At 61.7% G+C, this 11,733-nt stretch carries 10 protein-coding genes; 1 reads left to right on the top strand and 9 read right to left on the bottom strand.

Features of this window, described 5'->3' with window-relative positions:
- Nucleotides 1-17 precede the first annotated feature (17 nt).
- The 4 genes from OPV09_RS21710 to ndk all read right to left on the bottom strand — a co-directional run bounded on the left by OPV09_RS21710 (nucleotide 18) and on the right by ndk (nucleotide 3,523).
- Nucleotides 18-992, bottom strand: coding sequence for a helix-turn-helix domain-containing protein (locus OPV09_RS21710; protein ID WP_034752034.1), 975 nt, complete (start codon nucleotides 990-992; stop codon nucleotides 18-20).
- A 13-nt stretch (nucleotides 993-1,005) separates the two neighbouring features.
- Complete coding sequence (gene pilW, locus OPV09_RS21715) at nucleotides 1,006-1,794, bottom strand: type IV pilus biogenesis/stability protein PilW (protein ID WP_338679354.1); 789 nt, start codon at nucleotides 1,792-1,794, stop codon at nucleotides 1,006-1,008.
- A gap of 11 nt (nucleotides 1,795-1,805) precedes the next feature.
- Nucleotides 1,806-2,981 carry a 23S rRNA (adenine(2503)-C(2))-methyltransferase RlmN gene (gene rlmN, locus OPV09_RS21720; protein WP_034752035.1) on the bottom strand — a complete coding sequence of 392 codons (1,176 nt, stop codon included), beginning with the start codon at nucleotides 2,979-2,981 and terminating at the stop codon, nucleotides 1,806-1,808.
- Between the two features lie 125 nt (nucleotides 2,982-3,106).
- Nucleotides 3,107-3,523: a nucleoside-diphosphate kinase gene (gene ndk / locus OPV09_RS21725; RefSeq protein WP_034752036.1), complete on the bottom strand. Its 417-nt coding sequence runs from the start codon at nucleotides 3,521-3,523 to the stop codon at nucleotides 3,107-3,109.
- A 232-nt stretch (nucleotides 3,524-3,755) separates the two neighbouring features.
- On the opposite strand from ndk, the gene OPV09_RS21730 reads away from it, so the two are divergent.
- Nucleotides 3,756-4,430, top strand: coding sequence for a Bax inhibitor-1/YccA family protein (locus tag OPV09_RS21730; RefSeq protein ID WP_411268305.1), 675 nt, complete (start codon nucleotides 3,756-3,758; stop codon nucleotides 4,428-4,430).
- 165 nt (nucleotides 4,431-4,595) lie between these two features.
- Here OPV09_RS21730 and OPV09_RS21735 read toward each other — a convergent pair whose 3' ends face one another.
- The 5 genes from OPV09_RS21735 to rlmD all read right to left on the bottom strand — a co-directional run bounded on the left by OPV09_RS21735 (nucleotide 4,596) and on the right by rlmD (nucleotide 11,629).
- Complete coding sequence (locus OPV09_RS21735) at nucleotides 4,596-5,441, bottom strand: LysR family transcriptional regulator (RefSeq protein WP_338679355.1); 846 nt, start codon at nucleotides 5,439-5,441, stop codon at nucleotides 4,596-4,598.
- Nucleotides 5,442-5,453: 12 nt separating this feature from the next.
- Entirely contained in the window at nucleotides 5,454-6,614 is a 1,161-nt protein-coding gene (gene cfa, locus OPV09_RS21740) for a cyclopropane fatty acyl phospholipid synthase (protein ID WP_425324062.1), read from the bottom strand.
- 242 nt (nucleotides 6,615-6,856) lie between these two features.
- The gene (locus tag OPV09_RS21745) at nucleotides 6,857-7,891 is read right to left on the bottom strand and encodes a cupin-like domain-containing protein (RefSeq protein WP_338679357.1); all 1,035 of its coding nucleotides are present in this window, start codon (nucleotides 7,889-7,891) and stop codon (nucleotides 6,857-6,859) included.
- Nucleotides 7,892-7,968: 77 nt separating this feature from the next.
- Nucleotides 7,969-9,888, bottom strand: a complete 1,920-nt coding sequence (locus OPV09_RS21750; RefSeq protein WP_338679358.1) for a glycosyl hydrolase family 18 protein — start codon at nucleotides 9,886-9,888, stop codon at nucleotides 7,969-7,971.
- Nucleotides 9,889-10,285: 397 nt separating this feature from the next.
- The gene (rlmD, locus tag OPV09_RS21755; protein ID WP_338679359.1) at nucleotides 10,286-11,629 is read right to left on the bottom strand and encodes a 23S rRNA (uracil(1939)-C(5))-methyltransferase RlmD; all 1,344 of its coding nucleotides are present in this window, start codon (nucleotides 11,627-11,629) and stop codon (nucleotides 10,286-10,288) included.
- Between the last annotated feature and the right edge of the window lie 104 nt (nucleotides 11,630-11,733).

The raw sequence follows: 11,733 nt of genomic DNA on the forward strand, positions 1-11,733 counted from the left end.
TTGAACGGTTACTGCAATTATTTGATGCTGACGCGCGAGATCGTGCCGCCGGCAACGGTCGGCAGCTCCAGCTTGGCGCCGCGCAAGGTTGCCTGCACCACACCGGGCTTGCCCACCACCAGGGTGGCCGGGCCCGTGATATCGAACGTTTCCGTGCTGCCCGCCTTGACCATGCGCGAAATCAGCGGCGTGCTGCCAGGGCGGCGGATTTCCACCCAGGAATCCTGCTCCACTTTCAGCACCAGCGCATTCGCGCCCACGGCAGGGGCAGCCACGGGCGGCGTGACGGCAGCCGTCGCGGCTGTCGCAGGGGCTGGCACGGCGACTGGCGGCACGGCGGCGGCCGGCGCCGAAGCGATGGCGGAAGCCGGAGCGCCCGTCTGCGTATCGTTGCCTGGTGGCGGCGGTACGGAAATCAGGGGCACGGACGGCGACTGCACGGGCGTCAAGTCCTGGCCCGGCTTGACCAGGGTCGTTTCCACGGGGCCCACTTCCGCATGCGATGTTTCCTTCCCGGCCTGCGAGGACAGCAGGCTGGCCGGCACATAACCGAGTTTATACGCGCCAAAGGCGGCCGCCACGACGACGGCCACGGCGCCGGCGATCCACAGGGGCGTCTGGTTCGACGAGCGCTGCGTCATCGACGGGAAGCGCGATTCGGAAAACGTGGCGGAAATCTCGCGCCGTACGGGCGCGGCCGGGTCTTGCGCCGGCGCCGGGTGGACTTCGATCATGGCCACCAGCGGTGCCGCGTCGAGACGCACGACCTTGGCGTAGGCGCGCACGAAACCGCGCACCACGGCCAGGTTCGGCAAGGCCGCCATGTCGCCCTCTTCCAGCGCGACCACCTGGCGCGGCGCCAGCTTGAGCTGGTCGGCCACCTGCTCCACCGGCCAGCCCAGCGCTTCGCGCTGCGCCTTCAACTGCGCGCCTGCCAACGCCAGATTGCCCTGGGGCTGCTGCTGAGGCGTTTCTGCCCACTCTGAATTCATTGGTATCCCTGTCTCACTCATCAAACGCCCCATTTTGATAAGCAGCATATTCGGGGGAGCCGGCATGGTGGTTGCGCAAATGCGCCCCCAGGCCAGCTTCCGCACCCGCATCCCCGAGCTTATGCTGCACCTTGATCCCGAGCCACAGCACATCGGCCGTCTGGCTCTCCATTGTTACTATCTTACCGAGCCGCTGCAAATAATAAGCCGCCTGCCGGTAGTCTTGCTGTTGGTAATACACGCGCACCAGGCCGGCGTTCGTCACTGCCACGTCCGGTGCGATGCGTACGGCGCGCATCCAATACGCGCCCGCACGCGGGTAATCGTTCAGGGCCAGGCTGCAAGCGCCCCCATTGTTGAGCGCTTTTTCCGGCGACACATACGCCGCATCCGCCAATGCCGCATCGAAATACGCCAGCGATTGCGCGGCGCGTCCCGTCTGGCACAAAAACAGGCCGTAATTATTGCTCAACTCAGGATTGTGGGGCGCAAGGTGCAAAGCGTAAAGGAAATCTTTCTCGGCAGACGCAGTTTGCCGCTGGGCCGCAAGGATCAGGGCGCGCACGCCATACGCTTGCGCATCGTTCGGCGCCAGTTGCACGGCTTGCTGCGCTTCGGCCAGGGCCACGTCGAGCTGGCCTTGCGCATAGTACGCGCTGGCCAGCTGCAAGCGCAGCGCGGCGCGTTCCGGCGCACCCGCCTGCACGTCTCTGGCGACCGTGTCCGGCGTGGAAGAGGCACAGCCGACCAGCAGCACGGCCAGGCAAACAGCGGCCACAGCAAGCGAGCGTTGGTAAGCCATGCCTTCCCTCATCAGGAGCGGATCTCCACGATCTTGCCGAAATTAGCGCCAAATTTCTGTTGATACTCAGTCATCTTTTCCATGCGTTCCTGCACCCGGGTGCGGTCCTTGACTTCGCCGGCCAGCTGGCCGCAGGCCGCATCGATATCATCGCCGCGCGTCTTGCGCACGGTGGTGATGATGCCGCCATCCATCAGCACCTGGGCAAACGCCTTGATGCGCGGGTTTTTCGAACGGAACAGGCCCGACTCGGGGAAGGGGTTGAACGGGATCAGGTTGAACTTGCAGTTCACGCCGAACTCGCGGTCTTGCACCAGCGCCAGCAGCTCACGCGCGTGCTCGTCGCTGTCGTTGACGCCGTCGAGCATGCAGTATTCAAACGTGATGAAATCGCGCGGGGCGAATTCCAGGTAGCGCTTGCAGGCCGCCATCAATTCCTTCAGCGGGTATTTCTTGTTCAGTGGAATCAAGCCATCGCGCAAGGCATCGTTCGAGGCGTGCAGCGAGACGGCCAGGGCCACCGGCACTTCCTGCGACAGCTTGTCCATCATCGGCACGACGCCCGACGTCGACAGGGTCACGCGGCGGCGCGACAGGCCGTAGGCGTTGTCGTCGAGCATCAATTTCAGGGCCGTGACGGTCGGCTCGAAGTTCAGCAGGGGCTCGCCCATGCCCATCATGACCACGTTGGTGATCTGGCGCTCGCCTTTCGGGCCCGGTTCGATGCCCTTGGTGCGGCGCAATTCAAATTCCGCCATCCACAGCTGGCCGATGATTTCGCCGACACTGAGGTTGCGGTTGAAGCCTTGCTTGCCCGTCGAGCAGAAACGGCAGTTCACGGCGCAGCCGGCCTGGGTCGAGATGCATAGGGTGCCGCGGTTTTCTTCCGGAATGAACACGGTTTCCACGGCATTGCCATTGCCCACGTCGACCAGCCACTTGCGCGTGCCATCCGTCGACGTGTGGTCGCTGATGATGGCCGGGGCGCGCACTTCGGCGCGCGTGGCCAGCTTGTCGCGCAGCGACTTGGCCAGGTCCGTCATGGCGTCAAAGTCGGAGGCGCCGAACTGGTGTATCCAACGTTGCAATTGTTTCGCACGAAACGGTTTCTCCCCCAACTCGGCGCAGTAGGCGATGAGTTGCGCGGGATCGAGGTCCAGCAAGTTGGTGAGGGTCGTCGTATTCATGATCTTGTCTATTCTAAAAATCCGTCCCCGCGCGCATTCGGAGCGAAAACTCCACAGCGCAGCGGGAACAGGGGGTGATAAGTTATTTCACAGATAACGCCAGGAAATAACGTTATCTAAGGCAATTAAGCCTTCAGTTCTGGGAAGAAGTAAGCGATTTCCACTTTAGCAGCTTCGACAGCGTCGGAACCGTGTACGGCGTTTGCGTCGATCGAATCGGCGAAATCGGCGCGGATCGTGCCTTTTTCTGCTTTCTTCGGATCGGTCGCGCCCATCAGGTCACGGTGGGCCAGAACGGCGTTTTCGCCTTCCAGGGCTTGAATCATGACTGGACCGGAAACCATGAAGTCGACCAGATCCTTGAAGAAACCGCGTTCTTTGTGCGCTGCGTAGAAGCCTTCAGCTTGTTCGCGCGACAGTTGGGTCATGCGTGCTGCAACGATTTTCAGGCCAGCGTTTTCAAAACGCGAGTAGATTTGACCGATTACATTTTTTGCAACTGCGTCTGGTTTGATGATCGACAGGGTGCGTTCGATTGCCATGTGTGAAAACTCCAATAAAAAGTAAGGTTTAAAACGGTAAATTGAGAACTCAATCAACCTTTGATTTTACCATACTCCACCCCATATCACCCAGACGGGCAGGGGCATCTTGCCGCCCTCCCCCTGTTTAATGAAATCTTAAGCTGCTTTTTTGGCAAATTCCGGCCCTCATGCTATCCTTGAGTAAAGCAGTAATTTGAATTGACAACACGGAGGCACTATGAATCAGAACATGCAACGCACCTTTGACCTGTCGGGGGGCATGCAGCAAGTCCGCCATCAGGTCTTGCGCAACACTTACTGGCTGCTGGCGCTGTCCATGATCCCGACCGTGCTGGGCGCCTTCATCGGCGTGCAAATGCATTTGCCGATGCTGACCGGCGGCATGGGCTTCATCATCTTCATGGCCGTCGCATTCGGCTTCATGTACGCGATTGAAAAGACGAAGAACTCGGGCCTCGGCGTCGCCGTCCTGCTGGGCTTCACCTTCTTCATGGGCCTGATGCTTACGCCACTGCTGACGCGCACGCTCGGCTACTCAAACGGCGGCATGCTGATCATGACGGCATTCGGCGGCACGGCCACCATCCTGGCCGTGATGGCGACGATCGCCACGGTCTCGAAGCGCGACTTCTCGGCCATGGGCAAATGGCTGTTTGCTGGCGTGATCGTGCTGATCCTGGCATCGGTGGCAAATATTTTCCTGGGCCTGTCGGCACTGTCGATCGTGATCTCCATGGTCGCCATCGCCATCTTCTCGGCCTACATCCTGTATGACGTGCAGCAAATCATCAACGGCGGCGAGACCAACTACATCTCGGCAACCCTGCGCATCTACCTGGACGTGTACAACATCTTCACCAGCCTGTTGTCTTTGCTGGGCTTCGCCGGCGGCAGCCGCGACTAAGCGCTAGCGCAAAAACGCCCAGGGCGGCGTTGCAGTGCCTCGCCGTACTAGTCGTACTGTCTTCGGCACCGCGCCTTGCCCTGAACGTTTTATGCTCTGCGCTTATGCGCATGAGCAGGATAAAAAAAGCCGACCTTCGGGTCGGCTTTTTTACGTCTGTCACATCTACTTGATCTTCTCCGCCACCTCAAGCAGGCAGGCGCGGGCGCGGTCCAGGGTCCGGTTGTCGCGCTGGGCCGCGTAGACGGCGTAGGCGGAATGCGAGAATTCGGGCGCGTCGCGCACGCGGTGCAGCAAGCCCGCATCGAGATAGGGTTGCGCGCTGCCGATGCGGAAGTAACTGGCGCCGCCCACTTCCAGCAGGTAGACGAGGGCCAGCGGGCCCAGCGAGATCGACACGGGCGGGCTGCTCAGTTCCGGATACGCGGCCTGGTGGTTCGCGGCAAACGCCGGCCCCCAGTCCACGTACACATAGGTATCGGCATGCATCTGCCCGTCGGCGCGCGTGGTCACCATCACGAGCTTTTCCTCGGCCAGCAGTTCGCTGGCCAGGCCCGGGCGTTGCGGCGGGTTGTACAGGACGGCCAGGTCGAGCGAGCCGTCGTGCACGGCGTCGAGCAGGCGCGCGGGACTGTCGACTTCCGCGCGCAAGGCGATCTCGGGACAGTCGCGGCTCATGCGTATCAGCCAGTCGCCCAGCAGCGGCGGCCACAAGCTCAATTCGCAGCCGATGCTGACGGCGTCGTCGCGCCCCGGCGGCAAGGCCACCTGATGGCGCGCCCGCTCCCACACTTGCACCATCGTGGCCGCATGGCGCATGAAGCGCTCGCCGGCCGGCGTCAGGCGCGCGCCCGCCTTGTTGCGCACGAACAGCTGGCGCCCCAGCTGCTGCTCCAGGGTGCGGATGCGGGCGCTGACGGCCGTCTGCGTCACGTGCATGCGTTCGGCGGCCATGATGAAGCTGCCGCACGACGCCACTTCGAGGAAGGTACGCGCTTGATTGATATCCATCAGTCCATGATATCAGCTGACACGAACATACCCGCCCAGCACGCCCTGCTTCGACAGCACCCACTGCCACAGCTGCAGGTCGCGCGCGCGGAAAGCACCGGCGCAGGACAGCAGATAGTATGACCACATGCGGTGGAAGCGCTCGCCCAGCTGGGCGGCAAAGCGCGGCCACGCCAGCTCAAAATTTGTATGCCAGGCCATCAGGGTCTTGTCATAGTCGGCGCCGAAGTTGTGCAAGTCCTCGGCCACGAACAGATCGTCCATGGCGTCGCCGATCTGGCCGACCGATGGCAGGTCGCCATTCGGGAAGATGTATTTGTCGATCCACGGGTCACACGTGGAATGGCGCTTGTTTTTGCCGATCGTGTGCAGCAGGAACAGGCCGTCGTCTTCCAGGCAGCGGTGCGCCACTTCCATGAAGGTGCGGTGATTCTTGTGGCCCACGTGCTCGAACATGCCGATGCTGACGATGCGGTCGAATTTTTCATCGGTGTCGCGGTAATCCTGCAGGCGGATGTCCAGGTGCTCGCCGCCCGGCATGGCGCGCGCATACGCGGCCTGCTCTTGCGAAATCGTCACGCCCACGCACCGCACCTGGTATTTTTCCGCCGCATAGCGCATGAAACTGCCCCAGCCGCAGCCGATATCGAGCACGCGCATGCCCGGTTCCAGGCGCAGCTTGCGGCAGACCAGATCGAGCTTGGCTTCCTGCGCCTCGGCCAGGCTGGCCGCATCCTTCCAGTAGCCGCACGTGTACGTCATGCGCGGGTCGAGCATGGCCGCATAGAAGGCGTTGCCCAGGTCGTAGTGTTCCTTGCCCACCATCCAGGCGCGGCGCTCCGTCTGCAGGTTGAACAGGCGCGCGGTCAGGGCGTGGAAGGCCAGGCGCATGGGGCGCACGTCGTCGGCCACCCGGGCGCGCAGCAGATGGCAAAAGAATTCGTCAAGCTGCTGCGCATCCCAGTCGCCGTCCATATAGGCCTCGCCGAGACCCAGGTTGCCGCTGGCGAAGGCGCGCTCCGGCACGCCCGGTTTGCGCAGCTGCATGTCCCACGCGGCGCGGCCGTTCAAATGAATGTCGGCCCTGGCCAGCAATTCGGCCGCTTCGCGGGTCAGCCTTGTGTCGAGCCGAAGTTCGGTACGACCTGCTGCTGCTTGCCGTAACTGTGTCATGTGCTGCGTGTTCATGCCCTGCCGCCTCCAGATGTTGTCGGTGCTGGCGCCGCGCCAGCCATCAAATTATCCGCCCGCCATGAGCATCTGGATAATGAAACATCGTGGCCATTCATATCAAAATAATTGCTGCAAAATGATTTGAATCAATTATTTTATGGAAATATCTTATCCAAGAAGCGCACCGTAGCATGAAAAAAGCCGCCCGTAAGGCGGCTGTTCGCGGCATCTTGGCCCCGCCATCAGAAGTCGTGATTCGATGGATACTTGCTGTAAAAATCGTTATTCCATCTGAAATTGGTAAACGCCACCGTCATCGATACGTCGAGCGCTTCGACGAAATGCCAGCAGCCGACGGGTAAAAACAGGATCTCGCCCGGCGCCAGCACGCATTCGCGCACCTGCACGTCGGCCATCAGCGGGTAGCGCCGCACGTCGATGTCGCGCCCGTCGACGGGCGTAAAACAGTGGCGCTGGTTGTACACGCGCGCCACCTCGCAGGCGGCCATGATGCGCAGGCGCTTGCGCCCTTTGACCTGGGCCATGAAGTTGTTCGTCAGGTCGTGGTGGAATGGCGTCACGGTGCCGGCCGGGCCGAACCACAGAAAGCCCGTGGGGCCGCCATCCTGCTTCAGGTATTCGGGCAGCTGGCCGATATCGTCCCATAGCTCGCGCAGGGCTTGCCGGTTCTGCGAATTGTTATTCGCCGTCATATAGAAATCGTTGGTCGCGCCGCTGCCCTCGACCAGGCTGGCATACTCGCCAAATGCCATCTTGCGCTTGTGGGCCACGCTGTTCATTTCGTACTGCGCATCGGCTTCGCGGCCGAACTGCACCTCCACTTCGCGCTGCGCGTAATGCTCGCGGAAATAGGCGGGACTCCACTTGGCCAAGGCGGGCCAGTCGTCCATCATGCCAGTGATGATAACAGGCTGGTTGGTGGAGTAGTACTCGTCGAGGAATTCCTGCGCCGTCAATTTGTCGCGGCGGGGAATCTCGGGGTCGCGCAGCTGGTTCAGCTTGCGCTGGATGTCGATCACCCAGTCGCGCTTGGCCAGACGGTTCGACAGGCGCACGGCGCCGGCAAGATACGGGCTTTGCAGCGCCAGCTCGATTTCGCGGCGCGCCAGGGGCTCCGCGATGCCGGCCTGTTGCAGCACCGGCATCAGCGCCGACGGGTGGCTGCCCAGCATGAGGTTTTCCGCAATCCAGCTGCGCCACTCGCGGCTCAGTTCCTGTTCCGGATGTTTTACTCCGAATGTCGATACCGCCGCCATCGCCCGTCTCCTGTTTTTTATGTGAACAAGCGGCCGGGCAGCAATGCCGCCCGGCCGCATCTTACTCTACTCCAGTGTTACCGCACTTTCCACACCTCGGTCGCCAGCACGCCATTCGCGTCGCCATCGAGTTCCCACGAGAACGCGCCGCGCAAGCCCTGGTCCTTCACATATTTCACCTTGGTGCCAATGACGGTCGGATCGTCATAGCTCCACCACTGGCCACCCGCACCCGTGTACAGGTACAGCTGCTTGGTCACGGGATGGTAGTAGCGCGTACCGGCCTTGGCGACGAGGATTTTATAGTCCTCGATGCCCGACTCGTACGTGCCCGGCGCCGTGCCCGTGGCCGCCTGGTACAGGCCATCGCCGTTCGGCCCTGGCGCCACGCCCGTCCAGCCGCGGCCATAGAACGGTATGCCCAGCAGCAGTTTGTCGCGCGGCACGCCGGCGGCAATCATGTACTGCACCGCCTTGTCGCCCACGTATTCGCGCGCCATGCCCGTCGACGGGTCGGCAGGGTCGGCAAACAGCTGGGCGTTGAAGTTGGTGCTCGTTTCCCAGCCGCCGTGGAAGTCGTAGGTCATCAGGTTGATCCAATCCATGTACTGCGAGTACAGGGCCGGTTCCGTGTTGTCGATCTTGTCCTTGCCGGCGCCGACTGCCGCCGTCAACAGGTAGCGCTTGCCGTTGGCGGCACCGAGCGCATCGAGCTGGCTGCGGAATTCCGCCATCAGCAAGGTGAAATTGCGCTTGTCGTTCGGGCTGACCGTGTTGTACGGCTGGCCACCGCCGACCGGATATTCCCAGTCGATGTCGATGCCGTCAAAGATGTTGGCCGCCGCGCCCACGCCGCCGCGACCGCCCTGCACCGGCAGGTTGCCCTTGATGTAGATATCGATGCAGGAACGCACCATCTGCTTGCGCAGCGCATCCGTGGCCGAACCGACGGAGAAGTTCTTCGACCAGCTCCAGCCGCCCAGCGAGATGAACAGCTTCAGGTTCGGATGCGCCGCCTTCAGCTTTTTCAGCTGCAGGAAGTTGCCCGACAATGGAGCGTCCCATGGAATGACCTGGCCATCGACGGTGCGCTTCGGCGTGCGGATGTAGTCGGCCTCGGCATCGCCGCCCGTGCCCGCATCGGGCGAATTCGGATTTGTCGCGCCCGGCTCGGCCTTGGTGATCATGCCGCATTCATAGCCACCGTTTTTCGGGTAGATATTGCCGAAGGCGTAGTTGATGAAGGTTAGCTTGTCGGCTACGCCGCTCGTGTGCACGTTCGCCACTTCATAGTCGCGGCCATACACGCCCCACTGCGCGAAATAGGAACCGACTTCGCGGCCCGTTGGCGTTGGCGTTGGAGTAGGTGTCGGCGTTGGAGTCGGTGTTGGAGTCGGTGTTGGAGTCGGTGTTGGAGTTGGAGTCGGTGTTGGAGTAGGCGTCGGAGTCGGGGTCGGCGTGGTGCTGCAGATCTCCTGGCTGGTCCATGGCTTGCCCGTGCCGGCGCCGCCGCTGCTGGTCGACGGGTTGTCGCCCTGCGTCCAGTAATTGGCGCGGTAATTCGTGCCAGCATAGCTGACAGTGGCGCCCGCACTGTAAGCCGTGCCGGCCGCCCACGCCAGTGCGCAGGTGCCGCCGGTTGGCGTCGGGGTCGGCGTAGGCGTTGGGGTCGGCGTTGGCTCCGGTGTCGGGGTGGGAGTCGGCGTCGGGGTCGGCGTGGTGCCGCCGTCGCAGGTGCCGCCGGCGCTCCACAGGCTCGGCGTGGAGACGGGATTCCAGCCCGAGCCCACATGATCGGTCTGCGTCACCAGGGCCGTGTAGTTGGCCCCCAGATACGTGACCACCGTGCCCGCGTTGTAGGTGCCGCCCTCCTGCCACGGCACGCAAGCGACGACCGTGCTGGCCGCCAGCAATTGCGAACCAGCCGGCGCGCCGGCGTCACCGCCACCGCCACCGCATGCCGCCAGCACGCCGCCGCTGGCCAGACATACCATCATGTTCCTGATTGTTTTTTTGAGTATTAAATTTTCCACGTTGTCTCCTGTTCAGGTTTGCAGAAATGCCACTCTGCCTCGTAAATAACTACCCTGTGATCTTGTTTTTTTGCAGTTGCAAGAACAGCATGCTGCTGAAAAAATAGGCGGTCAAGTGGTTTTGAAGTGGCATCAAAGTGAGCAATACCACTTCGAACAGAAAGCGCAGCGGAGGGTGCAAACGGCGTGTTGTCCTACTGGACAATGAAAAAACGGCAGAGGGAGGATGAAAAAAGACGCTGGAACGGGAAAAGACAGACCAGTTTTATAACACGGTGTAAGTGGTATTGCGACAGCTTGCTGCGCCGCTGAATGCGGCAACGGCGGGTGCCTGCCTGGCCACCCGCCGTATCAGACAGACTTACTGAGGCAAATCAAATACAGCCATCGATTCGACATGCGAGGTATGCGGGAACATGTTGACCACGCCCGCCTTGCTCAGCACATAACCGGCTTCCAGCGCCAGGATGCCGGCGTCGCGCGCCAGGGTCGACGGGCTGCACGAGACGTAGACGATGCGTTTCGGCATCAGATCGGGACGCACTTGCGACAGGCCGACCAGCGCCTGGCACAGGGCCATGGCGCCGTCGCGCGGCGGGTCGACGAGGATGCGGTCGAACTTGCCCAGCGCGATCAGATCGTCCGTCGTCACTTCGAACAGGTTACGCGTCGAGAACGAGGTTTTTTCCGCCAGGCCATTGGCCAGCGCGTTTTCCAGCGCCCGCTCCGTCAGGGTGGTGCTGCCTTCGATGCCGACCACTTCGCTGCCTTGCGTGGCCAGCGGCAAGGTGAAATTGCCCAGACCACAGAACAGGTCGGCCACGCGGTCCGTCGGCTGCACTTCCAGCAGGCGCAGTGCTTTCGATACCAGTACGCGGTTGATGTGGTGGTTCACCTGCGTGAAATCGACGGGCTTGAACGGCATCTTGACGCCGAATTCCGGCAGCAGGTAATGCAATTGCTTGTCGAGCGGGTAGAACGGCACGGCCGTTTCCGGGCCTTTCACCTGCAACCACCATTGCACGCCATACTCGTCGGCAAAGGCCTTCAATTTCGTTTCGTCATCCGCCGTCAACGGCGCCATGATGCGCAAGACCATGGCGGTCACGTCTTCGCCCACGGCCAGCTCGATCTGCGGCATCTGATCGAAGATGGACAGCGAAGCAATCAATCCACGCAGGGGCAGCAGCATGGCCGAGATATGCGGCGGCAGGATTTCGCAGCTATCCATGTCGGCGACAAACGCCGATTTCTTTTCATGGAAACCCACCAGCACAGCGTCTTTCTTCTTGACGTGGCGCACGGACAGGCGCGCGCGGTAGCGGTAGCCCCACGTCGGGCCATACATGGGGCGCATGATGCTTTGCGGACGCACCTTGCCGATATGCCACAGATTGTCTTCCAGCACGCGCTGCTTGATCGCCACCTGCGCCGACGGTTCCAGATGCTGCATCGAGCAGCCGCCGCAATTGTCGAAATGCTTGCACTTGGGCGTCACGCGCATAGCCGATTCGCGGTGCAGCGCCGTCATGCGGGCCATTTCCCAGTTCTTCTTTTTCTTGAACGTCACAAAGCTCACGCGCTCGCCCGGCAATGCGCCTTCGACAAACACAACCTTGCCCGGCGAGCCGTCTTCGTTCTCAATATGGCCAACGCCACGGGCGTCCATGTCGAGCGATTTGATTTCGATGATATTTTCTTGCATAGCGATCAATAGGTAAGAGTGGGCCAGGACGCAAGGCCGCGCTGGAACTTGAAAGAATGGGGGAAAGGTCAGGCGCCGCGAGCGGGGCGTATGATAGCAGATGC

This window comes from Janthinobacterium sp. TB1-E2 (assembly GCF_036885605.1).
GTDB lineage: Bacteria > Pseudomonadota > Gammaproteobacteria > Burkholderiales > Burkholderiaceae_D > Janthinobacterium > Janthinobacterium aestuarii.

Excerpts from the sequence above, each read along its gene's own strand:
- OPV09_RS21710 (WP_034752034.1), bottom strand. The coding sequence starts at position 992 with ATGAATTCAGAGTGGGCAGAAACGCCTCAGCAGCAGCCCCAGGGCAAT.
- pilW (WP_338679354.1), bottom strand. The coding sequence starts at position 1,794 with ATGGCTTACCAACGCTCGCTTGCTGTGGCCGCTGTTTGCCTGGCCGTG.
- rlmN (WP_034752035.1), bottom strand. The coding sequence starts at position 2,981 with ATGAATACGACGACCCTCACCAACTTGCTGGACCTCGATCCCGCGCAA.
- ndk (WP_034752036.1), bottom strand. The coding sequence starts at position 3,523 with ATGGCAATCGAACGCACCCTGTCGATCATCAAACCAGACGCAGTTGCA.
- OPV09_RS21730 (WP_411268305.1), top strand. The coding sequence starts at position 3,756 with ATGCAACGCACCTTTGACCTGTCGGGGGGCATGCAGCAAGTCCGCCAT.
- OPV09_RS21735 (WP_338679355.1), bottom strand. The coding sequence starts at position 5,441 with ATGGATATCAATCAAGCGCGTACCTTCCTCGAAGTGGCGTCGTGCGGC.
- cfa (WP_425324062.1), bottom strand. The coding sequence starts at position 6,614 with ATGACACAGTTACGGCAAGCAGCAGCAGGTCGTACCGAACTTCGGCTC.
- OPV09_RS21745 (WP_338679357.1), bottom strand. The coding sequence starts at position 7,891 with ATGGCGGCGGTATCGACATTCGGAGTAAAACATCCGGAACAGGAACTG.
- OPV09_RS21750 (WP_338679358.1), bottom strand. The coding sequence starts at position 9,888 with ATGATGGTATGTCTGGCCAGCGGCGGCGTGCTGGCGGCATGCGGTGGC.
- rlmD (WP_338679359.1), bottom strand. The coding sequence starts at position 11,629 with ATGCAAGAAAATATCATCGAAATCAAATCGCTCGACATGGACGCCCGT.